The following is a 26774-nucleotide window of genomic DNA, read 5'->3' on the forward strand; positions in this document are numbered from 1 at the left end:
TATTCGGTTACACTGCCAGCCGAGATCGCGTGCAATGCATGCGAGATGGCGAACAATCCAACGCAAAACTGTTGAGGAGACACTGATGAAAGCCGTCGTCTGCAAGACCTGGGGCCCGCCCGAATCGCTGGTGATCGAAACGCTGCCGGACCTCTCGCCCGGTGCTGGTGAAGTGGTTATCGACGTGAAGGCTGCGGGGGTGAATTTCCCTGACGTGCTGATCATCCAGAACAAATACCAGTTCAAACCGGAGTTGCCGTTTACACCCGGCTCGGAAGTGGCGGGCGTTGTTAATGCCGTAGGCGAAGGCGTGTCGCACCTCAAAGCCGGCGACCATGTGATCGCCTTCCTCGGCCAGGGCGCCTTTGCTTCACAGGTCAAGGCGTCGGCCAAGGTGGTGATGCCGATGCCGCCGGGCATGGCGTTCGACACCGCAGCAGCATTCACGCTCACGTATGGCACGTCGCACCACGCGGTGGTCGATCGCGGGCAACTGAAGGCCGGCGAGACAATGCTGGTGCTCGGCGCGGCCGGCGGCGTCGGGCTGGCGGCCATCGAGATCGGCAAGGCGATTGGCGCACGCGTGATCGCGGCGGCATCGAGCGACGAGAAGCTGGCGGTCTGCAAGGACCACGGCGCCGATGCGCTCATCAACTATTCGACCGAAGACCTGCGCGAGCGCATCAAGGAACTGACCGACGGCAAGGGGCCGGACGTGATCTATGACCCGGTCGGCGGAATCTATGCGGAACCGGCGTTCCGTTCGATTGCCTGGCGTGGCCGCTACCTCGTGGTCGGATTTGCCAACGGCGAGATCCCGAAGATGCCACTGAACCTGGCGCTGCTGAAAGGCGCGTCGCTGGTCGGCGTGTTCTGGGGCGAATTCGCGCGTCGCGAGCCGAAGGCGAATCTGGCGAACATGATGCAGATGCTCGGCTGGATGCAGGAAGGCAAGATTCGCCCGCATATCTCGGCGCGCTATCCGCTGGAGCAGACGACACAAGCGCTGCTGGACATGGCGGCGCGCAAGGTGACGGGCAAGGTGGTGATCCAGCCTTAAAAAACGCACGCTGGAGACAAAAAAGCCGCGCAGGTTGATCGCCTGCGCGGCTTTCTCTTTGGTGCAACGGATTATCAGGCTGCTTCTTCCAGCGTCGGATAGTCGGTGTAGCCCTTTTCCTGGCCGCCGTAGAACGTTGCGCGATCCGGCTGGTTGAGCGATGCGCCGGCACGGAAGCGCTCCACCAGATCGGGGTTCGCGATGAACGGACGACCGAACGCAACGGCATCAGCCAGACCGGAGGCAATCATCTGCTCGCCCTCCTCCGCCGTGTATTGGCCGCACACGATGAGCGTGCCCTTGAAGGCGTCGCGGAGTTGGCGGCGGAAATCGTTGGTCAGCTCGGGACCGCCGGCCCAATCGGGCTCGGCGATATGCAAATAGGCGATGCCACGCTTGGTCAGCTCGCGGGCGAGGTACAACGCGCTTTCTTCGGCTTGTGCGTCGGCAATGTCATGCGCGACGAAGTGCGGCGACAGGCGGATGCCGACGCGGTCTGCACCAATCTCGGCGATGGCGGTATCGACCACTTCGAGAATCAGTCGGGCGCGATTTTCCAGGGAGCCGCCGTACTGGTCGGTGCGCTGGTTGCTGTTGGTCGACAGGAATTGGTGCAGCAGGTACCCGTTGGCAGCATGGATTTCAACAAAATCGAAACCAGCGCGACGTGCACGCAGCACGGCTTGACGATATTGTGCGATCACGCCAGGGATTTCTTCCGTGGCGAGAGCGCGCGGTTCGCTGGTCGGCACATTGGCGGGCGTGCCGTCGGGCTGCACGACAAAGCTCTGCGCCCCCTTGGCGACGAGGGCCGACGGCGCGACAGGTGCCTGGCCGTTTTCCTGCAGCAACGTATTGGAAATACGACCCACGTGCCAGAGCTGTTGCGAGATGCGGCCGCCCTTGGCGTGCACAGCATCCACCACCGCCTTCCAGCCAGCTTCCTGTGCGTCGGTGTACATGCCCGGCGTCCAGGCGTAGCCCTGGCCCTGGCGGGAAATTTGCGTCGCCTCCGTAACGATCAGGCCCGCGGTTGCACGCTGCGCGTAGTAAGTCACGTTCAGTTCGGTCGGCACGTCGCCCGGCTGGCCAGCGCGCGAGCGCGTGAGCGGCGCCATCACGACACGATTGGCGAGGGTCGTACGTCCGGTCTGGACCGGGGACAGCAGTTGTTGGGTCATATCAGCTCCTGGAAGAGGCACTATTCGACCGGTCATCTAGAACCGGAATCAAAGAAAAAGCGAGGAACATGCCTCGCCGGCAATGGTTTGGGTTGCAATCAGTGTTTGGGCTTGGCCAGCAGGATTTCCGTTTGCGCCACACAGCTCTTGAACGCGGCGACAGTGCGATGCGACTTGGCCAACAGCGCGCCGCCCATCCACATGGCGTACAGCCCTTCGGCCAGATGGTGTGCATTCTCTACAGGTGCCAAGGAGCCGTCGGTGACGCCTGCCTCGATTGCCGTAGCGATACGCTCGACCATGCGCGTCATGCCGGTCGAAAGCACCTTGCGCATCGGCTCGGAGAGGTCCGACACCTCCCCCGACAGCTTGACCGCTAGGCAGGTGACCTCGCACGCGCTGCGCTCATGCAGATCGATCCAGGCCATGAAATAGCGCAGCAGCCGCTCGCGGGCGGTAATGCGCGTGTCGTTGAACAGGCTGACAACGCCCGCGTCGTAGTCCTGGAAATAGCGCTCCAGCATGGCGACGCCAAAGTCTTCCTTCGACCCGAAATAGTAATAAAACGAGCCTTTGGGTACCTGAGCGCGGCCGAGGATTTCCGCCAAGCCGACGGCCGAGAACCCGCGCCCGAGGATCAACTCGGCACCGGCGTCCAGAATGCGGTCGCGGGTGTCGTGCCGGGCTTCGGCGCCTTCAGCGGTGACGGGTTCGGGGTGCTTGCTCATGATGGATCGCATTGTAGTAGACCGACCGTCTAGTCGCATGACCCTGCTATGAGCAGGGTCGATGTGACGTTCGCGTCGTTGGCGCGCTCGCTCAGAGCTTCTCTGTCTCGCCGCTCTTCGGTTGCCAGCGCATCAGGCGTTTTTCCATCAAGCCGACGAGCCAGTCGAGCACCAGCGCAAAGACCGTCAACACGACGATGCCCGCAAACACGGTATTGATGTCGAAAGTGCCTTCGGCCTGGAGGATCAAGTAACCGACACCGCGGGCCGAGCCGAGATACTCCCCCACCACCGCCCCCACGAAGGCCAGACCGACCGACGTATGCAGCGACGAGAACACCCAGCTCGTCGCGCTCGGCAGGTAGACAAAGCGCAGCAGTTGCCGCTGCGATGCGCCCAGCATGCGCGCATTGGCCAGCACGACCGGGCTCACTTCCTTCACGCCCTGATAGACGTTGAAGAAGACGATGAAAAACACCAGCGTCACCGCCAGCGCCACCTTCGACCAGATACCCAGTCCGAACCACACGCCAAAGATCGGCGCCAGGATCACGCGCGGCATCGAATTGGCAGCCTTGATGTACGGATCAAGCACCGCCGATGCGGCCGGGCTCAGCGCCAGCCACAGCCCCGCCCCCAGGCCAGTGGCCGTGCCGATGGCAAATGCCAGCACCGTCTCGGCCAGCGTCACGCCAAGGTGCTGATAGATATCGCCTTCGGTGACGAACCAGGCCCAGACGCGCTGGGCAACGATGAGCGGTTCCCCGAAGAAGAAAGCAACTTCCTGCGAGCGCGTGGCGAAGTGCCACACGCCTAACGTGACGACCAGCAGGCCAAGCTGCCAGGTGCGCAGCGCGAATAGAGAAAGCGGACGGTTAGCCATGGATGCAATCGATCAGATTCAGGTCAAGCCACGCGGCGGTGCTGCGCATAGCCCTTGAGCACTTCTTCGCGCAGCACATCCCAGATGCGCGAATGCAGGTCGACAAAGCCTGCCTGGTCGCGAATCTCGGCCACATCGCGCGGGCGCGGCAGGTCGATCCTGAATTCGCCGATCGGGTGCGTGCCGGGGCCGGCGGCCAGCACGACCACGCGGTCGCTCATGGCAATGGCTTCGTCCAGATCGTGCGTGATGAACAGCACGGCCTTGCGCTTGGCGGCCCAAAGATCGAGCACCTCGTTCTCCATCAGCTGGCGCGTCTGAATATCGAGCGCCGAGAACGGCTCGTCCATGAGGATGATGTCGGGATCGAGCACCAGCGTTTGCGCCAGGCTCACGCGCTTGCGCATGCCGCCGGAAAGCTGATGCGGATAGCGGTCTTCAAACCCTGACAGACCCACGCGCGCGAGCCACGACATGGCAAGGTCACGCGCTTCCTTGTCGGGCATGCCCCGAAACTGCAGCCCTGCTATCACATTGTCGAGCGCGCTGCGCCACGGCATCAGCGCCTCTGCCTGGAACATGTAACCGGCGCGACGGTTGATGCCGAGCAGCGGCTCGCCGAACACCCGCACCTGCCCGGAAGACGGCTGCAACAGGCCCGCAGCCAGATTCAGCAACGTAGATTTGCCGCAGCCGGTCGGGCCCACCACTGAGACGAACTCGCCGGCCTGCACCTCCAGCGAGGTGTTTTGCACGGCGGTGTAGCGCTGGCCCGGTGTGTCGGGTGAGATGAACGTACAGGTGATCTGATCGAACGAAAGCGCGGGATGGGGCATGGTCTGCGGTCCAAAAGCAATGCGCCCGGGCGGAACCGGGCGCGTTGCTGAAAGCCTGTCGAAATTACTTGTACTTGGCGTTGGCCTTCTGCACGAAGGCGTTGGTGAAGGTCTGGTCGAGCTTGATCTGCTTGCCCTTCACTTCCGCATCAAACTCCGACAGCGTGCGCAGTGCTGTGGCGGGGCCGTCGACGGGCATCGTGCCATCCGGCGAGATGGCCTCGCGCACCTTGTCCCACGCCGCCAGATACAACGCGCGGTCACCCAGCAGATAGGCTTCCGGCACCGTCTTGACGATGTCCGAGGGGCCCGCCTTCTGCAGCCACTTGAGCGCGCGCACCATGGCGTTGGTCATCGCCTGTGTCGTGTTCGGATTCTTCTGGATGAACGCGGTAGATGCATACAGGCAGCCGGCCGGCATGTTGCCGCCGAATACCGCCTTGGTATCGGCCAGCGTGCGGGTATCCGAGACCACGCGCACTTCATTCTTCTGCGTGAGCATCGACATCACTGGGTCCAGGTTGGCCAGGGCGTCGATTTGGCCCGCACGCACGGCGGCAATCGCCCCACTGCTCGGACCCACGCCAATGATCGACACTTCGTTCGGCTTGATGCCGGCGCGCGCCAGCACGTAGTTGACCATGATGTTGGTCGACGAACCCGGAGCTGTCACGCCGATCTTCTTGCCTTTCAAGTCGGCAATCGACTTGTAGTTGGGCATCGTCTTGTTGTTGACCGCCAGCACGATCTGGGGCGCCCGCCCTTGCAGCACGAACTCCTGGTACATCTGGCCCTTGGCCTGCAATACCAGCGTGTGCTCATACGCGCCGCTCACCACGTCGGCGCTGCCACCAACCACGGCCTGCAGGGCTTTCGCGCCACCGGCAAAGTCGACGATTTCAACGTCCAGACCTTCGTCCTTGAAGTAGCCCAGGCGCTCGGCAATCGTCAGCGGCAGGTAGTAGAACAGCGCCTTGCCGCCCACCGCGATGGTGATCTTGCTCTTTTCAGGCTTGCCCTGTGCCAGAACGGCGGGGCTGGCAGCCACCAGGCTCGTCGCGCACAGTGCTGCGCCCATCCATTTTGCCCAGCGCCCAATGACTCGTGTCCCCATGCCTGTCTCCTGTTTTGTGGCGTTCACTGCCTCGGCGGCGATCTTACCGCAACGATTTGCAACACAACATGCGGGATCGTCCTAGCTGTTTAGCTTTTGGCTTCGGCAATGATGCCTTGCGAAACCAGCGCGTCGATCTGCGCGTCGGTCAGGCCGTGGCCGCGCAGTACGTCGCGCGTGTGCTGACCCAGGCGCGGCGCGCTCGCCTGTACGGCGCCCGGCGTGGCGGAAAGCTTGGGTACCACGCCCGGCATCTCTACATCGATGCCCGACTGCGCGCGCACCGTTTCGATCACGCCGCGGGCGCGGTAGTGCGGGTCGGCGGCAATGTCGGCGACGGTGTAGATGGGGCCGCTGGGCACCTCGGCCGCATGCAGCGCGGCCAGCACATCGGCGATGGGCAGCGTGCCCGTCCAGGCGTTGATGGCGGCATCGATTTCGTCCGCCCGGGCGGCGCGGCCGTCGTTGCGGGCCAAATCGGGATCGTCGGCCAGATCTTGCCGGCCCATGTGTTGCATCAGGCGGCGGAAGATGTTGTCACCGTTGGCGGCAATCAGAACGTATTCGCCACCGGCGCAGCGGTAGGCGTTCGACGGCGCGATGCCCGGCAGCGCCCCACCCGCGGGCTGGCGAATTGCGCCGAACACGGAGTACTCCGGCAGCAGGCTCTCCGTCAGGTTGAACACGGATTCATACAGCGCCACGTCGATCACCTGCCCCTTGCCTCCGCGCGCATCGCGTTCGTACAAGGCCAGCAACACGCCTAGCGCGCCGTGCAAGCCGGCGATCGTGTCGCCAAGTGACAGCCCGGCGCGGGCAGGCGGCCGCCCCGGCTCACCGGTCAAATAGCGCAGGCCGGCCATGGCTTCAGCAATGGCGGCAAAGCCGGGTTCATCGCGTTTGGGGCCCGTCTGGCCATAGCCCGACACGCGCAGCATGATCAGTTTCGGATTAATGGCGGACAGTGCCTCATACGACAGCCCCCACTTTTCCATCGTGCCGGGGCGGAAATTCTCGATCAGGACATCGGCTTCGGCGGCCAGCTTGCGCACGACTTCCTGCCCTTCCGGCACACGCAGGTCCACACAGACGGACTGCTTGTTGCGCGACTGCGCTTCCCACCAGACTGACGTGCCCTCATGCAGCATCCGCCATTTGCGCAGCGGATCGCCCTGCCCGGGCGGCTCGATCTTGACGACCTGCGCGCCAAAGTCGGCGAGCGTCTTGGCTGCAAACGGCCCGGCAATCAGTTGCCCGAGTTCGAGCACGCGGATGTCCTGCAAAACCTGTGTCGGCATGGTTGTGTAGAAAGCGTTGAATTCAGAGTGCAGCGGGGTTGCCAAGCAGATACGTCATCAACAGGCGCGCGGAGCTGGTCAGCGCGTCGGGATCGCGCACGCCGACCAACAGGCGGCGATGCGCCCATTCGTCTTGCAGCGACACCAGTGCTAGACCCGCACCCGGCAGGCTCGATACATGCCCTTGTGCCGCGATGCGCGGCAACACGCCCACGCCCAGGCCGGAAGCCACCATGCGGCAGACGGCTTCGAAGCTGCGCACCTGGATGCGCAGCCGCAGCGGCTTGCCCAAGCGCAGGCTTTCGTCGACCAGTTGCGCAGCCAGCGAGGTGCCCGGCGGAAGGCTGACGAAATCGAAATCTACGGCGTCGGCGAAGTGGACCTGCTTGCGCCCGGCCAATGGATGCCCGCGCGGCGTAACCAAGGCGAGATCGTCCTCGCGATAGTCGAACGATTGCAGCCCATCGCACGGCGTACCGGCCGCGAAGATGCCAAGGTCTGCCCGATTTTCACGCAGCGCGGCAACGATATCGCCGCTGTCCTGCTCTTCCAGCGCGATGCGGATGGCCGGATTGGCCAGCATGAAGGCGGCCAGGTCGTCGGCCAGGAATTGCGTAATCGATGAGGTGTTGGCCCACACGCGCACCAGCCCGCGCGTGCCGGCGGCAAAGTCCGATAGCGCACCGGCCATACGCTCGACGTCCTGCAGGATGCCCACAGCATGGCGGAAGCACGCCTGGCCGGCCTCGGTCAGCTCCACGCCGGCGGCATGCCGATAGAGCAACGGCGCGCCCACGGCTGCTTCCAGATCGGAAATCCGCTTGCTTGCCGCAGCTACAGCCAGGTGTGATTGGCGTGCCCCGGCCGAGATGCTGCCAAGCCGGGCCACCGCCACGAACAAGCCGAGGGTGACAAGATCGAAGCGGGCGAGATTCATCGTGGAAAGCTGAAGGTGGGAAATACACAACATCGGATGTGACATCGTGGCACGTTCCGTGCGTGTTTCATCCGGCCGTCACCCGCCCACGTTTAACATGGCGGACTTTTGCCGTTCCCGGATCCGAAAAAGGGATTCTAACGGCGTTCTCTCTGCTTGCTGCCATGTTGCTTCCGTTCCGTCTTGCCCGCTTGACCGCCCTGTGCGCCCTCTCCTTGAGCGCCGGCCATGCCTTGGCAACCCAAAGCAGCACAGGCGACACCGCCAGTTGGGCGATCAACGATCCCGACCGCTTTGCCGTGCATGGCCAGGCGACCTACGTGTGGCAGCACGACCTGTCGTTCCACTCGCCGTACAGCGGGCCGAACAGCCTGTCAGCCAAATCGACCACAAGCTATTCGGTCACGACGACGCTCGATCTGGGCATGCGCCTGTGGCAAGGCGCTGAAGTGCACATCAATCCGGAAATGGCGCTCGGCCAGCCTTTCTCGGGTCTGCATGGCCTGGCCGGATTCACCAATGGCGAGCTGGCCAAGACCGCCGGCCCAAACCCGACGCTCTACCGCGCACGCGCCTTCTTCCGCCAGACGGTCGGGCTAGGCGGTGGCACCGAAGACCGGGAAGCCGAGATGAACCAGTTTGCCGGCCAGGTCGACAAGCGTCGCCTGGTGTTCACGGCAGGCAACTTCTCGGTGCTGGACGTATTCGACGGCGTGACCTACTCGCATGACCCGCGCACGCAGTTCCTGAACTGGTCGTTCCTCACGCACGGCGCGTTCGACTACGCCGCCGATGCGCGCGGCTACACCTGGGGCGCCGCCCTCGAGTATTACGACGGCGATTGGGCCTACCGCATTGGCCGTTTCATCCAGCCGGAAGAATCCAACGGCCTGCCGCTGGACACGCGTATCGGCCGCCACTACGGCGACGTGTTTGAAGTGGAGCGCAGTCACACACTCGCCGGCCAGCCCGGCAAGCTGCGCGTCATGCTCTTCCGCAACAGGACCGACATGGCGCGCTACGACGATGCCCTCGCCGTTGGCCAGTCGACGGGCAGCGCACCGGACATCAGCCTCGCGCGACGCGACAACACCAAGGTGGGGATCGGCATTGGCGGCGAACAGCAGATCAACGATGACATTGGCGTCTTCGCACGCGCATCGTGGGCGGATGGCAAGACGGAAACCTACGCCTTTACGGAAATCGACCGCTCAGTGTCGTTTGGCACGCTGGTCAAGGGCAGCAAGTGGGGCCGCTCGGATGACACGGTCGGGCTCGCGGCCGCCATCAACATGCTGTCGCCGGATCACCGCCGCTACCTGCAGCAAGGCGGCCTGGGCGTATTCTTAGGGGACGGCAAGCTGAACTATGCGCCCGAGCAGATCGTCGAGGCGTTCTATAGCTTCCAGGCGACCAAGCACTTGTGGATCAGCGCCGACGCGCAATGGATCCGCAACCCCGGCTACAACGCCGATCGCGGCCCTGCGGTGTTCTTCGGTACGCGCCTGCATACCGAATTCTGAGGTTCGTTTGTGCCAGCTCAGAGCTGGCGCCGATCCAGCACCGCGCGAGCAATGGTGCCCGCGTCCACATATTCCAGCTCGCCGCCCACCGGCACACCACGCGCCAGACGCGTCGCCTTGATGCCGCGCGCCTTCAACATCTCGCCGATGTAGTGGGCAGTCGCCTCGCCTTCGCTGGTGAAGTTGGTAGCAAGGATGACCTCAGCGCAGGGCCCACCCAGCGCAGGGTCAGTGGCGCGGGCCAGTAAGCGTTCGAGGTGAATCTCTTTCGGGCCGATGTTGTCCAGCGGCGAGAGCCGCCCCATCAGCACAAAATACTGGCCGCGATAGGTCAGCGTCTGCTCGATCATCATCTGATCGGCTGGCGTTTCCACCACGCACAGCACCGACGCATCGCGACGCGCATCCAGGCAGGTTTCGCAGATTTCCTGCTCGGTGAAGGTATTGCACCGGCTGCAATGCTGGATCGATTCCGTCGCCTCGGACAGCGCCTGCGCCAGTTGCGCAGCGCCCTCGCGGTCATGCTGCATCAGGTGATACGCCATCCGCTGGGCCGACTTGGGGCCGACACCCGGCAGCACACGCAAGGCTTCAACCAGCATCTGCAGCGCCGACGGCGTGCCTGGAGCGTTACGCATCACGCATGCTCCAGAACCGTCGTGTGGTGCAGCACTTCCGGCATCGGGTCATAGAAATGATGCAGCAGCGCTCGCCACCGCTGGTACTCGGGCGACTGCCGAAAGCCGATGGTGTGGTCTTCCAGCGTCTGCCACTGCACCAGCAGCAGGTAATCGCTGGTCTTCTCCATGCAGCGCGACAGCGACAGCGAAACGAAGCCCCGCATCGCACCGATGATGTGGCGAGCCTCGCCGAAGGCCGCCTCGAAGGCAGCTTCCTGGCCGAGCCTGACGTGCAGCAGCGCGGATTCCAGCACCATGGCGCGATCCTGATGAGCGTCGTTTAGAACGGCAGCTTGAAGCCAGGCGGCAGCATGCTGGCCATGCCGCCCAGGCCGGAAGTGAGGGAACCCATCTTTTCTTGCGCGGTGGCCTCTGCCTTGCGCACGGCGTCATTGAACGCGGCGGCGATCAGGTCCTCCAGCAGATCCTTGTCTTCGCCTTCGGCCAGCAGGCTCGGGTCGATCGACACGCGCTTCACGTCGTTCTTGCAGGTCATCACCACCTTCACGAGGCCAGCGCCGGACACGCCTTCCACCTCGATCAGAGCGAGTTGCTCCTGCGCTTTCTTCATGTTTTCCTGCATCTGCTGGGCCTGCTTCATCAGCCCGGCGATCTGGCCTTTCATCATGGTCGTTGCTCCTTGAAATGGGTCATGCAAGACGCGCCGCTCAGCGGTGCGCGCCGGTGTTCAATGTTTAGTCTTGGAATGCGATTCAGTGCGCGTGCGGTTGGATCGAACCGGGGACGACCTGCGCGGCAAAGTCCCGGACCAGCGCCTGCACAAACGGGTTGGCGGCGATGGCATCTTCGGCATTGCGTTGGCGCTCGGCGCGCTGCTCGGCATCGACAGCCGCCGCGGTAGCGCGTGCGGGTCCGATATCGCACGCCACGCGAACGGGCGTGCCGAAGTGTTCCGTCAGTGCCGCCTCCAGACGCTCGACGACGTTGGCATCGGTGAGGGGGGGCAGCGGCACGCGAAGGCGCACCGTGACGCCTTCCACGGCTGCCAACTCGCTCTGGTAAGCCAGCTGTTGGGCCAGACCGCGGATCGGCAGGCTCGCTGCCAGCGCCGGCCAATTGCCGTCGAACGTGGTAAGACCGCTGGCGCTCAGATCCGGCGGCGTAGCAGCGGCTAGCGGCTCCGGGGCGACCGTCTTGGCCGTCACGGGTGCAGCTGCCGACGCCTCGATCTGTGCAGGACGTGTTGCCGGTTCAGACGCGCCGGGGCGCCCGCTCGAAGCGGAATCCCAACCGGCAAAGGCCGCGTCCATCTCTTCAAGCGACGGCGAAGCAAATTCGCCCGGCATTTCATCCCAGGGCGGCGGGCCATCATCGGCGGGCGTGGCAACTGCAACCGGCTGCTCACGGCGCTGCGGCGGAGAGGCCGCTGCCGCGGCCGGATTCGGACGCGGGCCCGCGACGGGAGCAACAGGAGCAGCAGGACGAGCCGCTGGCGCAGGCGCGGCTACCGGTGTAGCAGCGGGCGCGGAAGCACCACCGCGGCCACGGCTTGACGCCTGACGCGCAGCGGCCAACGCTTCCATTGCCGGCGAGCGACGTGCTGGCGCCGCAGCCGGCGTCTGCACAGCCTCTTCAACGGGCGCTGGCGCAGGCGGAGTCGCCTGGTAAGTCGCACGCGGCGCCTCGACCACCGGCTCCGGACGCATCGCCACCGGCGCAACCTCAGCAACCGGTGCCGCCACAGGCGTAGTCGCCGTGACCGCTGGACGCGTCGATCCGGCCGGCGTTACCGCCAGCGGCATCGCCCGCTTCCCGCCGCCACCGCCCGAAGGCGGCGGCGCGTCCCCACCCGACTGTCCGGGCTGGAACGCCAGCATGCGCAGCAGCGTCATCGTGAAGCCGGCGTACTCATCCGGCGCCAGCGCCAGTTCGTTCCGGCCCAGGTTGGCAAACTGGTAGAACAGTTGCACCGCCTGCGCGTCGAACCGCTCCGCAAGGCGACGTACATCGTCGGCCTCGGGCCAGTCGCCCTGCACAGCGGCGGGCACGACCTGCGCCAGCGCAATCTTCTGCAGCAGGGATGCAAGATCCTGCAGCGCGCCCGAGAAGCTCAGACTGCGCCCGGCCATCTCGTCGGCAATCTCGATGAGCGCCGCGCCGTTCTCGTCGGCCAGCGCATCGAGCAGACGCACGAGGTAGCTTTGATCAATCGCGCCAAGCATGCCGCGCACGGCAGCCTCACTCACCTCGCCAGCGCTGTACGCGATGGCCTGATCGGTAAGCGACAGTGCATCGCGCATCGAACCCTGCGCGGCGGCCGCCAACAGACGCAGCGCATTCGGCTCGTGAGCGATGCCCTCTTCGCCAAGAATGCGGTCCAGGTGAGACACGATGTGCCCCGGCGGCATCTGCTTGAGGTTGAACTGCAGGCAACGCGACAGCACCGTCACCGGAATCTTCTGGGGATCGGTCGTCGCAAGAATGAACTTGACGTGCTCGGGTGGTTCTTCCAGCGTCTTCAGCATCGCGTTGAAGGCGTGGTTGGTCAGCATGTGCACTTCGTCGATCATGTAGACCTTGAAGCGGCCGCTGGTTGGTGCGTAGACCGCGCGGTCCAGCAACTGCGCCATCTCGTCGACGCCGCGGTTGGAGGCGGCATCCATCTCGATGTAATCGACAAAGCGCCCGGCATCGATCTCGGTACAGGCGCGGCACACGCCGCACGGCTGCGCGGTGATGCCGCCCTGCCCATCCGCGCCGACGCAATTGAGCGATTTGGCAAGGATGCGCGACAGCGTCGTCTTGCCGACACCGCGCGTACCCGTGAACAGGTATGCGTGGTGCAGGCGCTGCTGTTCGAGCGCATGCGTGAGCGCTTTCACCACGTGTTCCTGACCGACCAGCGTGGTGAAATCGCGAGGGCGCCACTTGCGGGCGAGCACTTGATAACTCATGCGGCGGATTGTAGCAAAGCGAGGTGGATTTCCGACGCGGTTTCGGTGGGGTCAACCGCCATGCGCGCCGAGCGAATTGCAAGGATATTCAGGTGGGGACGTGGGAGTCGGTTACAATGGCGGTCGGACGGGCCTCCTCGCATGGTGGCGCGGTCAACCTGGTCAGGTCGGGAACGAAGCAGCCACAGCCGTTTTCCGCCAGTGCCGAGGGTCAGGCTCGTCCCCCTTCTCTTTTCCCCTCCGCATCACCCCTCCCCGTTTTTTGTCTGTGCCGCTCGCGTCAGAACAACGCGCCTTGGCTGTCGTCATATGATGCCTGGACCGGCTTCGGCAACGATTCCAGATCGATCCATTCGCCCTGTGCGGTAGCCACGCCTGCGCGCACGGTGCGCCCTGGATACATCGGCGTGACGGCAGCCACGTAGCCGCGCAACTGATCTGCATAGGCGGCGCGTTCGACCGGCAGCAAGCGCAGCTTGTAATCGACCACCAGGACGTCGTTGCCACGTTCGATCAGGCGATCGATGCGCAACAGCGCACCGTCGGGGCCAAAAAGTTCGATCTCGTTATGCGCGACGTCGAAGCGCGCGGGGTCGAAGACATGCGCCAGCGTCTCGGCTGAGAGCATCCGGCGCACGGCTTCGGCGGCGCGTGTGGCGTCGGCTTGCGTGACGCCGGTGGCACTGAACCAGCGCGCGATCGTCTCGGCGTCGGGCGCCTGTTCGGGCAAGCCCCGGCGTGTCAGGCGCTCAAGCACCGCATGCAGCAATTCGCCCTGTGCGACGGCGCCTTGGTCAAAAACGATATCGGCAGCCCCCTCGGCGACAGCGCCGGCAGCACCAACACGCACCGTCACAGTCAGCGGTGCGCGGAAATCGTGATACGAGACCGCCTCCTGCCCCGCAGCGCTGACAGCCAAATCGGCTGCGCCGTCAACAACCGGAGCGGGTGACGCTACGCCTGCCGCGGCGAGCAGCGTGTACCAGCTCGCCGTGCCGTCCACCTCAGGCGCATCTCCTTCATCGACAGATTGGGCCGCCGTGGCATCACGCTTGTTTGCGACGCCGGACACGATCAGCGCTTGCCGTGCACGCGTCATCGCCACGTAGAGCAGGTTCCAGTTCTCGCGCTCGGCAAGGTCGTTTTCTTGCTTGAAAAGAGGCTCGCGCGCAAGGCCGCGCTCGGACGTCTTGCCGAACGCGGAAAAATGCGCAGGCGCTTGCGCGCCGGGCGGCCAGTCGATCAGGATGCCGGCCGTATCGACACGCGCGTCGCTGTGGTGGCTGTCGAGCAGCACGACGAACGGCGCTTCCAGCCCCTTCGAGGCATGCACGGTCAGGATCTGTACGGCATCAAGACCTTCGCTGGCGACTTCGGCGTCGATAGCATCCGGCGCGTCCGTGTCGCCCTGCGTGCCTTCGTCAGGGCTTTCATCCTCATCGCCCTGGCGGATGGCGCGCAGTTCGGCCATGAACTTCGGCAGACTCGGATAGCGGCCGCCGTCCAGATCGAGCGCGAGCTTCAAAAACGCATCCAGGTTGGCGAGCACCTGGTCGCGGTTTGCGGCCGGTGCGCGCTCGGCATAACGGCGCTTGAGTTCGCCGGTGTAGACGATGTGATCAAGCAAGTCGTGCACGGGCAGCGTGGGCGCCACCGCCAGCCAGCGCGAGAGCATGCGATGCGCGTGGCGCAAGGTGTCCGCCGCATCAGCCTGGCCGGCCAGCGCTGTCAGCCGCTCCCACCAAGTCAATGCGACCGTGCCTTCGCCAAACTGCGCCAGTGCGATGAGGTGGTCGTCCGTGGCGGCGAAGATGGGGCTGCGCAGCACATGCGCGAGCGACAAGTCGGCCTGCGGCGTCATCAGAAAATCAAGCAGCGCGCACAGATCAAGCGCTTCGAGCGTAGCCAGCAGACCGCCACGGCGCGGGCTCAGATACGGCACGCCGGCATCGCGCAGCGCACGTTCGTAATCGGCGAGATAGCGTTTGCGGCGGACGAGCAGCTGGAAATCGCTCCACCGCACCGGGCGCTCGACGCCGCCTTCGCGAATGCGCTCATTGGCGTGTAACGCGCGCAGGCAAGCGGCCACTTGGCGGCCCTCTGCATATCGCTGCGAATCGCCGGTCTCTTCGCGCGGTTCGGTGAGCGTATCCCGGGGTGCGGCTTCGTCTGCCTGCTCGGCTTCGGACACCGGCACCAGCGGCAACAGCAGCGCCTGCCCAATGGGTGCGTCCACGGCGGTACTTTGCTCGGCGTAGATGGGATAGTCGCCGCGCGCCCGCGCTTGCAGGAACACGGCATTGACCCACTCCAGCACGGCCGGTGCATTGCGACGCGTGCGATTGGTACGCAGCACGGTCGCGTTGAATTCGGCGACCAGCATTTCACGCGCAGCGTCGAACAGCCGTGCATCGGCGCGCCGGAAACGGTAGATCGATTGCTTAGGATCGCCCACCAGAAACACGCTCGGCTGCGTGCCAGTGCCCGCGTAGCCTGCCAGCCAACCTTGCAGGATGCGCCACTGCATGGGGTTCGTATCTTGAAACTCGTCGAGCAGCAGATGCTTGTAGCGCGCGTCGAGCCGCACCTGCAGGTAAGCAGCTGTGTCCTCTTGCTGCATCAGGCGCGCCGCTTCCCATTCGAGATCGGTGAAATCCATCGCGCGCGCCTGGCGCTTGTACGCCTGATAGCGATCGATCAGTGCGTCGCCCAACGCAAACAATGCTGCGTTGACGGCGCGCACGAGGGCTTCCTGCCGGCGCGCCTGAATTGTCGTCAGCGCTTCGCATAGCGTGGTGTGCAAGGTCACCAGCGTTTGTGCGTGCTCGTCGCCGATGGCTTTGATGAGCGCCTTGGTCGGCTTGCAGGCGCGTGCCTTGCCGGCCTGCGTATGGAAGGCGACGAAGAGCGCATCAAATGCTTGCGCGCGCGCGGCCTCGTCCGACACATTCGTTCCGCGCGCAGCAGTCACCGCCGACTCGATGGCCACGGCGCGCTTGCCCTCGGCCGCACCACCCTGCCCAAACCAGCCGGACACGCGCAGCATGTCGGCCAAAAACACCGCATCCTGGAGCGCTTCGATCAACGGATCGACCGTCGCATCATCGCCAAGCAGTGCGTCCAATGCATCCAGCGGACGCCCGCCGGCCTGCGTCTTGTACGCCCACCAGTCGCTGCGCTGGTGGAACATTGCATCGAGCAGGCGACCGGCCTGGAAATCGCCGACCAGATCGGCAAGCGTTTCATACGCGGCGCGCAAATCAGCATGATCTTCGGCCAGCAAGCCGCGCCAGAAAGGCGCCCAAGCTTCACGCCGCAGCCGCCCGGCATCTTCACGCAACGACGCGCCCTGCTGCACGCCAGACGACAGCGGCGCCCCGCGCAGCAACGACCCAAACCAGCCGTGGAACGTATCGATCGCCATGCGCGATGGCGATTCCAGCACGCGTGCATACAGCCCACGCGCGGTCTCAATCAGCGCCGGCGCATCGCGCTCATCCACCGTACGCGCGATCAGCTCGCGCACGACACCCTCATCGTCGGCACCGGCCAGTTGCGCGAGGATGTCGAGCAAACGCTGACGCATCTCTTCGGCGGCCTTGCGCGTAAACGTGATGGCGAGAATGTCCGACGGCGCGGCGCCCGCAAGCAGCAAGCGCAACATGCGAGTGACCAGCAACCAGGTCTTGCCGCTGCCCGCGCACGCCTCCACCACGACCGAGCGCTGCGGATCGCATGCGGCGCGCGAAAAGGCCTCGGGCGAGACGGCTGCGCCGTCGCGTTCGTAAGCGTGATCGCTCATGCCGCGCCCTCCGGCTCGCGGGGCGTACCTTCGGTCCAATACCCCTTGCGGCACAGGCCACGCGCCGCGCAGTAGCGGCACGCCGATTCATCACCGAAGGCCGGCAGCGGCGCACCGGCTGCGAGAGCGGTCATGTCCTTTTGCATCTGTTCGATCAACCAGTCAACGACTTGCGTGAAGTCGGGCAACGCAACGTCGCGCTTGTCGCCGCGCGCCTCGCCGTCGAGCGAAACCCAGCCGCCCGAATCTGCGCGCGCATCAAGCACGCCGTAAAACGGGAGTTGGCAATCCTCAAACGGCGTCTTGGCACGACGCACCAGCACCATTTGCGATTGCGTTTTGTAATCGAGCACTGCCACGCCGTGTTCGTCATGCACATCAATGCGGTCAATACGGCCGCGCAAGCGCAGCGGACGCTCGTCCGGCAACGTGATGGACGTATCGACATCGACTTCACCCGCCTCAAAGCGCCAGCCATCTGCCTCACGCGCGGCCTGCCACGCCAGGTACGAGGGCATCACACCGAGCCAGCGCCGATAGAAGCGCAACGCGTTGCCGTCCTCGGCCAACAGCGGGCCAAACAGTTCGTCGGTAATGCTCTGCAGCAGCCCCTGACGATCGGCCGGATCGTGCATTGGCGCTTCCAGCAACTGCCGGTGAAAGCGATGCAGGATCGCGTGCAGGATCTCGCCAATGTCGCGTTTCTCCAGCTCGTCGGAAACCTCTTCCAGCTCGCCCAACCGCAGCATGCGACCGACGAAGAACTGGTAAGGACAGCGGCGCAGGCTGTTGTAAGCGGCTGCACTTAACGTAGACGGCACCAGCGTCGGCGCAGCGGGCGCGGGCATGTCGGTTGGCTGGCTCGTGGTCTGCAGGCTGGGCAACGTCACTGACGTATCAATACGCACGCCGCTCACCGCCAAGCGGCGCTGCAAGCGTTCGAGCCAGCCGGAAAGGCGATGCGGCTCGCCGCGTCCGCCGTGACGTTGCCAGGTCAACACCACCTCGGGCTGATTGAGCAGCACTTCGGCCAGGTCGCGCGCCTGCTGCGCAAAGCGCTGTGCCCGGTCGGGCAAACCGAGTTCACGTCGCACGTCGTTGGAGAAGAACAGCCACTCCGGCTGCGCCGACGGCAACTGCGCATCATCGCAACCCACCACCACAACGCCATCAAACCGCCGCATGCGCGCGCCATTCAGCGGCAGGATGACAACACGCCGATCGGCAGGCGGTGAAGGCTCGCTGAAGACGGCGGACTCAAGCAGCATCGAGAGCAACGCGCGCCACTCCGTGAGCGAAAAACGCGCGCCCGCATCGGTGCTGCCGTGGATGGAGGTCCGCAGGCGGTCAATCCAATCCAGCAACTGGCGGCCTGCATCGTCGTTCTGCAAACCGGTGCGCATATGCAGACGATCGAGCGTGCCTGCCAGCAGCGTTACCCATGCGTCGAGCGTGGCGCTGCCGGCACGGCGCCACAGCGCCGCCTCATCAGCCAGCACGCCCAGGCGATCGGCCAGGCGGCTAACCTTGACTTCGCCCTCGGCTTCATTGGCGGGGCGATCGGCCACTAGCCGGCGCAACCGTCCCCAGCCACCAGAAACGTTGTGCCGGCGCACTCGGCGCTCCAGTTCGGCAACCCATGCGGGCGTGGCAGTGCCGGCGTCGGCATCGCGCAAACAGAACGGGCTTTTGATGAGATCGAGCAGCGCTGCGGTATCGCCGTCGCCCTGCACCACGTCGACCCAGCGCATAAGTGCCGCAGCGGCGCGCGTCGTGGAGAGCTTCCAGCCAGTCTCGTCGCGCACCGGCACGTTCACCCGCGCCAGCAACGCGCGAACACGCCGCGCGACGATGCGATCCTGCGCCACCAACGCCAACGAGCGGCGTCCGTCGTTCAACCAATCGACCAGCGTATGCGCAGCGAAGGCGGCTTCGTCCTCAAAGCGCGCAGCGCCGGCAATGCGCAGGGTTGGTGCGGGAATCTGCGCATCGGCAGCATCATCCGCTGCCTGGGCGGGCGTACCGCATTCGGGCCAGGCGTGCAGCAGCAGATCGCGGAAATCCGCGTGCGTGGAAGGCGCCGAAGGGGCGCCAGTTTCAGGCGCATTCCAGTCGTAGCCGATGTTGAGCACCGGCACGCGCTCGGCGGCGCGCTGCAGAAAATCCAGATCGACTGTCTCGGGATTGGTCGGGCTCATCCATACGATCGGCCCGTGCAGTTCGTCCAGCAGGCGCCGCATGGCGCGCAACCGCATTGGAATCGGGTCCGCCGCGCCCGAAAGCAACCGCCAGAACGTCAGCACGATGCGCGATTCGGTACCGAGAAAACGTTCGGACAATTGTGCGTAGATACGCTCCAACGCCTCCGCCAATGCCGACTCCAACTCGTCGGGTCGCCCATCTGCGCCACTGTGTGCTGCATCCAGCGTCAGCCAACGCTGCGACAACTCATCCGACACCGTCACGAGCACCTGCGCCACGCCCCATAGAGCGGCATCGTCCTGCGCGCCGAGGGCTTCACGCAGCCATGCCTGCGTCTTGAGGGCCTGCTGCACGGCAAGCAGCCGCGACAGCGGCGTGCGCGTGGCGGGTACACCCGCTTCGGGCTGCAAATCGAGCAGCCAATGCCCCAGCGTCAGAATGCGCGGAAGCAAACGCGGCGTGCCGGCCGCTTGCGCACTGGCATGCAGGGCACTGCGCACCCCCGGAATCTGCGCGGCTGTCGGCACAACAACGGTGGCGGTACCCGAGGATTGGGCGTGCGCATCCAGAAAGCGCCATGCAGCGTCGGCGGCACGGGAAAGGAATGCTGGGCCAGGCGCGAAGGCAAGCGTCTGCATGCGTGGGGATAAGCGATATACCGGGAATCGAAGACCTGCGGCTATCGGCGTGATAGGCAGAATCAACGGTTGAATCGGTTGAAAATGAGAGCGTGGGTACTATATCAGCAGCATCCGCGCCGACAGTGGTCCTAATACACGCCGGTTCGTGTAATCGTGTAATGTATGGGTTCGGCGCACGTCGCCAGCTTTTACGAAATAACAGAGGTTCCCGCCATGAGCGAACAGATCAAGTATGTGAGCGACGCGTCCTTCGAGGCAGACGTGCTCAAGTCCGACAAACCCGTGCTGGTCGATTTCTGGGCCGAATGGTGCGGTCCCTGCAAAATGATCGCCCCGATCCTGGACGAAGTTTCCAAGGACTACGGCGAGAAGGTGCAGATCGCCAAGATCAACGTCGATGAGAACCAGGGCGTGCCGGCCAAGTTCGGCATTCGCGGCATCCCGACGCTGATTCTGTTCAAGAACGGCGCTGTGGCCGCGCAAAAGGTGGGCGCACTGTCCAAGTCGCAACTGACCGCGTTCCTGGACAGCCATCTGTAAGCTCTTTTTCGGCTGAGGGCGACCCTTCGCGTTGCCCCTCACCCACGCTGGCGCACTTCCGCCTGGAAGCTCGCCAGCGTTGTGCTAAGATTGCAGCCAATCTGTTTCTCCGAGCGTTCGCTCGACCTTTCCCCCTCCCCCCGTTTCTCGTTTCGCCGCCCGTTCGGGCCCTTCCCTCATCTTTCGTCTATGCATCTGACAGAACTGAAATCCTTGCACGTGTCCCAATTGCTGGAAATGGCGGGGCAGTTGGAGATCGATAACGCCCAACGCATGCGCAAACAGGAATTGATGTTTGCGATCCTGAAAAAGAAGGCGAAACAGGGGGAAACGATTTTCGGTGACGGCACACTTGAAGTGCTGCCCGACGGCTTCGGTTTTCTGCGCTCGCCGGAAACCTCGTATCTGGCCAGCACCGACGACATCTATATCAGCCCGTCACAGATCCGCCGATTCAATCTGCACACCGGCGACACCATCGAAGGTGAAGTCCGCACGCCCAAGGATGGCGAGCGCTACTTCGCGCTGGTGAAGGTCGACAAGGTCAACACGCAGCCTCCCGAGGCGGTCAAGAACCGCATCATGTTCGAGAACCTGACGCCGCTGCATCCGAACAAGCCGCTCACGCTCGAACGCGACATCAAGGCCGAAGAGAACATCACCGGCCGCATCATCGACATGATTGCCCCGATTGGTCGCGGCCAGCGCGCGCTGCTGGTGGCAAGCCCGAAGTCGGGCAAGACCGTGATGCTGCAGCACATTGCGCACGCCATCGCGACCAACCATCCGGAAGCCGAGCTGTTCGTGCTGCTGATCGACGAACGCCCGGAAGAAGTGACCGAAATGCAGCGCACCGTGCGCGGTGAAGTGGTCGCCTCGACGTTCGACGAGCCTGCCGTGCGTCACGTGCAGGTGGCCGAAATGGTCATCGAAAAGGCCAAGCGCCTGGTCGAACTGAAGAAGGACGTGGTGATCGTGCTGGATTCGATCACGCGCCTGGCACGCGCCTACAACACCGTGGTGCCAACCTCTGGCAAGGTGCTGACCGGCGGTGTCGACGCCAACGCGTTGCAGCGTCCGAAGCGTTTCTTCGGTGCTGCACGTAACCTGGAAGAAGGTGGTTCGCTCACCATCATCGGCACGGCGCTGATCGAAACCGGCAGCCGCATGGATGACGTGATCTACGAAGAATTCAAGGGCACCGGCAACATGGAAGTGCACCTGGAACGCCGCCTGGCTGAGAAGCGCGTCTACCCTGCCATCAACCTGAACAAGTCAGGCACGCGCCGCGAAGAACTGCTGATCAAACCGGACATCCTGCAGAAGGTGTGGATCCTGCGTAAGTTCATCCATGACATGGATGAAGTCGAGGCAATGGAATTCCTGCTCGACAAACTCAAGACGACGAAGAACAACGCCGAGTTCTTCGACATGATGCGACGCGGCGGCTAAGTCTCCTGCCTGCATAGCGAAAAGCGCACCCATTGTGGTGCGCTTTTTTATTGCTGAGTCAACTGCCTGTTTTTCCAGCGGATTTTCTCGCCAAAGTTGTGAAATTCGCTAGTTCATTTGCATTACAGGGCTCGCGCGCAAGCGTTTGCTTCCATCGTCCTTAAACTTCATCGCAAAACAGAAACCCGGCAACCATACTGCAAGCCTGCCCTGGCCGAGCCGCCTCGGCAAAGAACGAACCACACCAAGAATGGAACGGGGGAAACCATGCGCGAAGAGTCGCTGGAATGTACTGCTGCGTGCCGAACCGTCGTGGTGGCGTCGCGCGCGGGGATGGGGGAGATTGACGAGACGATTCTGGGTGCGGAGTGGCACGTGCGGCGCGTAACGTCGATGCGTGAACTGGGTTGCGCCATTCGCGACGGCGTTCCCGTGGCGGGGTTGGTCGATTTCAGCAGCGCGTTCTCGGCTGCGGAGCTGGATTTGCTCGAACGCTGCATGCAGGTCTCGCACGTGGGTTGGGTGGCAGCGCTGCCGCCAGCCATGCTGAACCACGAGCGCGTACGCCAGCTGGTGCGCGATTACTGCGTGGACTACGTCCAGATGCCGCTGCGTACGGACGAGGCTGCGTATTCGCTGCGTCACGCCTGGGGCATGGCCTCGCTCGCCCAGGAAGCCACGCCGGCGCCCAAGGCAAATCATGCGCGCATGCTGGGTGAGTGCCCGGTCATGCATAACCTGTTCCGCGCCATCCGCAAGGTCGCGCAGAACAGTGCGCCAGCCTTTATCGCGGGCGAGTCTGGCACCGGTAAAGAGCTGACTGCGCAGGCCATTCACGAAGCTTCTTCGCGCGCAAGCGGGCCGTTCATCGCCATCAACTGCGGGGCGATTCCGCCGCACCTGATCCAGTCCGAATTGTTCGGCTACGAAAAAGGCGCATTTACCGGCGCGCATCAACGTCATATCGGCTGGGTCGAGCATGCCAATGGCGGCACGCTGTTCCTCGATGAAATCGGCGACCTGCCGCTCGAGAGCCAGGTCAGCCTGCTACGTTTCCTGCAGCAAGGCACGATCACGCGGCTCGGCGGGCATCAGGCGATTCCGCTGGACCTCCGCATCATCTCGGCAACGCACGTGGATCTGGAAGCGGCCCAACATCACGGCGGATTCCGCACCGACCTGTTTCATCGACTGTGCGTGCTGACCTTGTCGGTGCCACCGCTGCGCGAGCGCGGCAGCGACATCGTGTTGCTGGCAGAACATATCCTCGCCCAGCACGCCAGCGAAGCGTCGCACCGCATCCGCGGGTTCACGCCCTGCGCGTTGCACGCGATGATGCATTACCCATGGCCGGGCAACGTGCGCGAACTCATCAACCGCGTGCGCCGCGCGCTGGTGATGACCGACAACCGCAAGATCTCCGCCGCTGACCTGCACCTCGAAGGCTATGCATCCGTGTCGGGCCAGACGCTGGAAGAAGCGCGCGAAGGCGCCGAGTCGGATGCCATCCGCACGGCCATCGCGCGCAACGGCTTCCATATGGGCATGACGGCGCGCGAATTGGCAGTGTCTCGCGTCACGCTGTATCGGCTGATGCAGAAGCACGGCATTCGGGCAGAGCATCCGCTGCATACGGCCTAGGCTCGGTCTCATCGGTTTGATTCCGTCCAGGGGGCGGCTGGACAGGGCCCACTTCCAGCACTGCTCATCCGACCCATCAATACTTGGTTCAGTGCACTGAATTCTGCGGCTGGCGCCCGAAGGAACCTGAGGCGCCAGCGCTGGAAACGCTGTCAGATTGACTTGCATCGGGATCCCGCTCGAGGATGGCTATTGAGAAAAGAGTGCCCGCCGGGGGACGGAGCACGAAACCGTTGAACAGCCGCCATGTCGGGCTGTTCGGCGTACGTTGCGAAAGCGCCACATTTTGGTGCACCTAGGGCCGCGCAACCAGCGACAACCTTTGCCAAGAGACTGTTGCGGCGCAGGCTATCTGGCGCGGTAGCTGGCACAACCCGGCAGCACCCCACTTCCGGGGGGATTGCGCAAGCCACGTCGCCGTTGGATTGTTAAGCCACGCATGCGACGTACTCAGTTCGCCGTCCGTGAGTGCGGACACGACAGAACAGGTGGATGGATCGAATGCGCGGGTGGGAATGAGACCGAATGCGAGTCGCGCCGGCAACGTATCGGCGAGAACGCTTCGAAGGGCGATCAGCAGCGTGATTGCACGCCGCACGACGAGATCCCCGTCTACCGCGAGCACCGGCATCATGACGATCATGGCCGTGCGATTCGCGACCACTCCGGTCTTCTCGACCGTCCACCCGAACGGCAAACGTCGAGCACAGCGCTGCGCGATTGTCGGCATGGCTCGCTCCTCCCCGACGGGTATAGAGCGACATCCATGCCATGACGGCTAACGCCTTGTTTTAACGGGATATTTTCCATACGGAGAACCGCCCAACCCGGCATGGCATGCGATTTTCGTGTCGCGACTGAAACAGCTGTCGCCATAAAAACCGCTGTTAGTGGACGCGGGTTCTCCGGTGGTCGAATTGCTCGCCCTGGCAAACGCTGGGCTACAGTACCCAGGACGCAGCAATGAGGGTCCCGAGGCATGGCCGTGGCGCCTGTCATTTTTGACTTCCGCCACTAAAATGATTCGGAACGGGGGTCTGCTCCGGCCTGCATCTCGCCTGGGCGACAAGGATGTTCGCAAGATCGGTAACAGGTCGAGAACAACGATGAACACTGTTTTGATCGAAGCCCATCCGTTGGTGCGTACAGGCATTGCGCACCTGCTACGGACGCTCAAAGGCGTCACTGGCGTCACAGTCGTCGAACCGGACGAAGGGATGTTCGACGCCATCGAAACCAATGCCGACGCCGGTCTTCTTGTGATCGGCCTGCCGCTGCCACATCTGGACGAGTTGTCGGCCATCGGCGAGATCATGCACCGGCCTCACGCGCGCCACGTGGTCGTGCTGGCCGAATCCGAATCGCCCGACATCATCCGCACGCTCATGCAGATGGGCTTGTCAGGCTACACACTCAAGCACTCGCCGGGCGAAGTCATCGCGGCTTCGCTGGAGCTGGTTCTGGTGGGTGGTCAATACATTCCGGCCAGCGCGCTGCTGCCGGAATCGCGCCTGGACGGCGCGCCCAACCCGGCGCTCGCGGGCGATCCGCAGACCGATCCGAAGCTGCTCGGCATTACGCCGCGGCAGTACGAGATTCTGGTGCTGCTCTCACGCGGGCATCCGGTCAAGACCATCAGCCGCATGCCGAACATCTCCGAGGCAACAGCCAAGGCGCATATCAGCACGCTGTATCGGCGCCTTAAAGTCCGTAGCCGCACCGAGGCCGTGTATGTCGCCAATCAGCGCGGTGCACGACTCCTCTCAGTCGCCTGATCCTCCGACAAGGGCGCAAGCGCGCGTCGCAAAGCTGCAAGCGACGGCCGATATACTGGACGCATGCTTTCGTCCGTCCTCCGGTGGTTCTCCGGCCGCGCACGCACGCGGCGCCTGACCCGTTACGCCATCTCCGACGCGCTGTGGTCACGTGCGCTCGATGGCCTGCCCTTCCTGCTCGACTGGTCCGACGCGGACCTTGCACGTCTGCGTGAAACGGCCACGCTCTTCATCGCCGAAAAGGAATTCACCACCGCGCACGATTTGCCGCTCACCGACGACATGGTGATCAGCGTTGCCGTGCAAGCCAGTGTGCCGATCCTGGAGCTGGGCATGTCGTGGTACGGCGGATGGCACGGCGTGGTCATCTACCCCGGCGAGTTCGTCATCCGCAAGGAAGTCATGGATGAAGACGGCGTCGTGCACAACGTGCGTGAAGAAGCTGCCGGGGAGGCATGGGAGCACGGCCCCGTCATCCTCTCGTGGCAGGACATCGAACTCGGGGGCGCACTAGCTGAGCCAGGCGTGCAGCCGTACAACGTGGTCGTACACGAGTTTGCACACAAGCTCGATATGCTCAACGGCGAGTCGGACGGCATCCCGGCGTTTTCATCGCGCCTGCATGCCAATGTTGACCGCGAGCAATGGGCCGATGACCTCTATGCCGAGTACGACGCCTTCGCCAATCGTTGCGAGCAGATTCCGGAGCGCCGGTGGGGCGACGACCCGATCCTTTCATTGCTCGACCCTTATGGCGCACAGCATCCGGCCGAGTTCTTTGCGGTAGCGTCGGAAGTGTTCTTCGTTGAACCGGTGGCCTTGCTTGAGACGCTTCCTTCGTTGTACTCGCTCCTGCAAGCCTTCTACCTGCAAGATGCGGCACGGCGCATGCTGGACGCTGAGCAACGCCAGGAGGGATTCCTGCCATGACGATTCACCAAGCGCTTCGCACAACGCTGCTCGGTTGTTGCCTCGCTGCCGGCACCGCATTGGCGCAACCGACCGTGCCTGTGATCCTCAGCGTCACCGCGCAATTCGATGGGCAATCCGAGACCAAACGCGTCACGCTTTCGGCCGATACATCCGCCACGGGCCAGCACGTCGCACTACTCGAACGTACCCATACATACGACGTGGGTGGCTCAATGCCTCGCAAAGAATGGGAGGCGCGCTTCGCCGCCGGCCTGCCCGATGACACGATCCCGCTAGGCTGCGACACCACTACCTGCCAATTCATGCGCCACCGCTGGGCCAAGACCGGCGTGGACGTCACCCTGCGGCCGATGGTCGTGTCTGGCGAGTTCCAGACGCTGTCGATCGGCGTGACGCTGCATCGGTTCCAGCCGTCGCCCGACACCGAGGCCCCTGCACGCGTCGACACCTGGGCCCGCAATCTCGACACCTCGTTGCGCGTCGGCGACACCAAGATCATGGATCTGGACGGCCACGGCGTGCTCACGATCGAACGCTTGGCCAAACCTTGATCGAAATAGGCCTCCCGAGTCACTTTTCGATGCGCCGACACGACGGATTTTGCGGCAAGCGCGTTGCCCAAGCCTTTGTTTC

The 26774-nt window shown here is 63.9% G+C and carries 22 protein-coding genes and 1 other RNA gene; 9 read left to right on the forward strand and 14 right to left on the reverse strand.

The genetic code is table 11. From position 1 onward, the window contains the following. The first annotated feature begins 85 nt into the window (after positions 1-85). A complete protein-coding gene (locus tag DOD19_RS08765) occupies positions 86-1060 on the forward strand; it encodes an NADPH:quinone oxidoreductase family protein (RefSeq protein ID WP_009238416.1) in 975 nt (324 codons plus the stop codon). Positions 1061-1134: 74 nt separating this feature from the next. Here the strand turns inward: DOD19_RS08765 and DOD19_RS08770 are convergent, their stop codons facing one another. From DOD19_RS08770 to DOD19_RS08800, 7 genes are all read right to left on the reverse strand, one after another. Beyond that, a complete protein-coding gene (locus tag DOD19_RS08770; protein WP_112185151.1) occupies positions 1135-2241 on the reverse strand; it encodes an alkene reductase in 1107 nt (368 codons plus the stop codon). Positions 2242-2339: 98 nt separating this feature from the next. Next, positions 2340-2969, reverse strand: a complete 630-nt coding sequence (locus DOD19_RS08775) for a TetR/AcrR family transcriptional regulator (protein ID WP_024975977.1) — start codon at positions 2967-2969, stop codon at positions 2340-2342. A 91-nt stretch (positions 2970-3060) separates the two neighbouring features. Further along, a complete protein-coding gene (locus tag DOD19_RS08780) occupies positions 3061-3852 on the reverse strand; it encodes an ABC transporter permease (RefSeq protein WP_024975978.1) in 792 nt (263 codons plus the stop codon). A gap of 23 nt (positions 3853-3875) precedes the next feature. Further along, the gene (locus DOD19_RS08785; RefSeq protein WP_112185153.1) at positions 3876-4688 is read right to left on the reverse strand and encodes an ABC transporter ATP-binding protein; all 813 of its coding nucleotides are present in this window, start codon (positions 4686-4688) and stop codon (positions 3876-3878) included. A gap of 64 nt (positions 4689-4752) precedes the next feature. Continuing rightward, entirely contained in the window at positions 4753-5802 is a 1050-nt protein-coding gene (locus tag DOD19_RS08790) for an ABC transporter substrate-binding protein (RefSeq protein WP_024975980.1), read from the reverse strand. Positions 5803-5891: 89 nt separating this feature from the next. Next, positions 5892-7100, reverse strand: coding sequence for a CaiB/BaiF CoA-transferase family protein (locus DOD19_RS08795; RefSeq protein ID WP_024975981.1), 1209 nt, complete (start codon positions 7098-7100; stop codon positions 5892-5894). Positions 7101-7122: 22 nt separating this feature from the next. Continuing rightward, on the reverse strand, positions 7123-8037 hold the full coding sequence (locus tag DOD19_RS08800) for a LysR substrate-binding domain-containing protein (RefSeq protein WP_024975982.1): 915 nt from the start codon (positions 8035-8037) through the stop codon (positions 7123-7125). A gap of 164 nt (positions 8038-8201) precedes the next feature. On the opposite strand from DOD19_RS08800, the gene DOD19_RS08805 reads away from it, so the two are divergent. After that, a complete protein-coding gene (locus DOD19_RS08805) occupies positions 8202-9560 on the forward strand; it encodes a carbohydrate porin (protein WP_112185155.1) in 1359 nt (452 codons plus the stop codon). Positions 9561-9577: 17 nt separating this feature from the next. On the opposite strand, the gene recR is transcribed toward DOD19_RS08805, so the two are convergent. From recR to DOD19_RS08825, 4 genes are all read right to left on the reverse strand, one after another. Then, positions 9578-10198, reverse strand: a complete 621-nt coding sequence (recR, locus tag DOD19_RS08810; protein WP_024975984.1) for a recombination mediator RecR — start codon at positions 10196-10198, stop codon at positions 9578-9580. Next, positions 10198-10497 (reverse strand): antibiotic biosynthesis monooxygenase, encoded by a 300-nt coding sequence (locus DOD19_RS08815; RefSeq protein WP_112185157.1) that lies wholly within the window; start codon positions 10495-10497, stop codon positions 10198-10200. The genes recR and DOD19_RS08815 overlap by 1 nt, the downstream gene beginning before the upstream one ends. 23 nt (positions 10498-10520) lie before the next feature. After that, positions 10521-10868, reverse strand: coding sequence for a YbaB/EbfC family nucleoid-associated protein (locus DOD19_RS08820; RefSeq protein WP_024975986.1), 348 nt, complete (start codon positions 10866-10868; stop codon positions 10521-10523). An 85-nt stretch (positions 10869-10953) separates the two neighbouring features. Beyond that, positions 10954-13155: a DNA polymerase III subunit gamma/tau gene (locus tag DOD19_RS08825; RefSeq protein ID WP_112185159.1), complete on the reverse strand. Its 2202-nt coding sequence runs from the start codon at positions 13153-13155 to the stop codon at positions 10954-10956. 126 nt (positions 13156-13281) lie between these two features. On the opposite strand from DOD19_RS08825, the gene ffs reads away from it, so the two are divergent. After that, positions 13282-13380: signal recognition particle sRNA small type (gene ffs / locus DOD19_RS08830), an RNA gene on the forward strand. Between the two features lie 55 nt (positions 13381-13435). Here the strand turns inward: ffs and DOD19_RS08835 are convergent. Beyond that, positions 13436-16957, reverse strand: a complete 3522-nt coding sequence (locus DOD19_RS08835; RefSeq protein WP_112185161.1) for an exodeoxyribonuclease V subunit beta — start codon at positions 16955-16957, stop codon at positions 13436-13438. Beyond that, positions 16954-19797 (reverse strand): PD-(D/E)XK nuclease family protein, encoded by a 2844-nt coding sequence (locus DOD19_RS08840; protein WP_112185162.1) that lies wholly within the window; start codon positions 19795-19797, stop codon positions 16954-16956. The genes DOD19_RS08835 and DOD19_RS08840 overlap by 4 nt, the downstream gene beginning before the upstream one ends. Positions 19798-20013: 216 nt before the next feature. Between DOD19_RS08840 and trxA the strand changes: the two genes are divergently transcribed. From trxA to DOD19_RS08855, 3 genes are all read left to right on the forward strand, one after another. Continuing rightward, complete coding sequence (gene trxA, locus DOD19_RS08845; RefSeq protein WP_004626253.1) at positions 20014-20340, forward strand: thioredoxin TrxA; 327 nt, start codon at positions 20014-20016, stop codon at positions 20338-20340. Between the two features lie 189 nt (positions 20341-20529). After that, the gene (rho, locus tag DOD19_RS08850; protein ID WP_004626250.1) at positions 20530-21792 is read left to right on the forward strand and encodes a transcription termination factor Rho; all 1263 of its coding nucleotides are present in this window, start codon (positions 20530-20532) and stop codon (positions 21790-21792) included. A 267-nt stretch (positions 21793-22059) separates the two neighbouring features. Continuing rightward, positions 22060-23433, forward strand: a complete 1374-nt coding sequence (locus tag DOD19_RS08855) for a sigma-54 dependent transcriptional regulator (RefSeq protein WP_112185164.1) — start codon at positions 22060-22062, stop codon at positions 23431-23433. A gap of 295 nt (positions 23434-23728) precedes the next feature. On the opposite strand, the gene DOD19_RS08860 is transcribed toward DOD19_RS08855, so the two are convergent. Continuing rightward, positions 23729-24163, reverse strand: coding sequence for a hypothetical protein (locus DOD19_RS08860; protein WP_239497980.1), 435 nt, complete (start codon positions 24161-24163; stop codon positions 23729-23731). 376 nt (positions 24164-24539) lie between these two features. Between DOD19_RS08860 and DOD19_RS08865 the strand changes: the two genes are divergently transcribed. The 3 genes from DOD19_RS08865 to DOD19_RS08875 all read left to right on the forward strand — a co-directional run bounded on the left by DOD19_RS08865 (position 24540) and on the right by DOD19_RS08875 (position 26692). Further along, entirely contained in the window at positions 24540-25208 is a 669-nt protein-coding gene (locus tag DOD19_RS08865; protein WP_112185166.1) for a response regulator transcription factor, read from the forward strand. A gap of 63 nt (positions 25209-25271) precedes the next feature. Next, positions 25272-26138, forward strand: a complete 867-nt coding sequence (locus DOD19_RS08870) for a zinc-dependent peptidase (protein WP_112185168.1) — start codon at positions 25272-25274, stop codon at positions 26136-26138. Beyond that, the gene (locus DOD19_RS08875; protein ID WP_112185170.1) at positions 26135-26692 is read left to right on the forward strand and encodes a hypothetical protein; all 558 of its coding nucleotides are present in this window, start codon (positions 26135-26137) and stop codon (positions 26690-26692) included. The genes DOD19_RS08870 and DOD19_RS08875 overlap by 4 nt, the downstream gene beginning before the upstream one ends. Positions 26693-26774: the final 82 nt, after the last annotated feature.

Origin of the sequence: Ralstonia sp. GX3-BWBA, assembly GCF_003290055.1 — a bacterium.
Classification (GTDB): Bacteria; Pseudomonadota; Gammaproteobacteria; order Burkholderiales; family Burkholderiaceae; genus Ralstonia; species Ralstonia holmesii.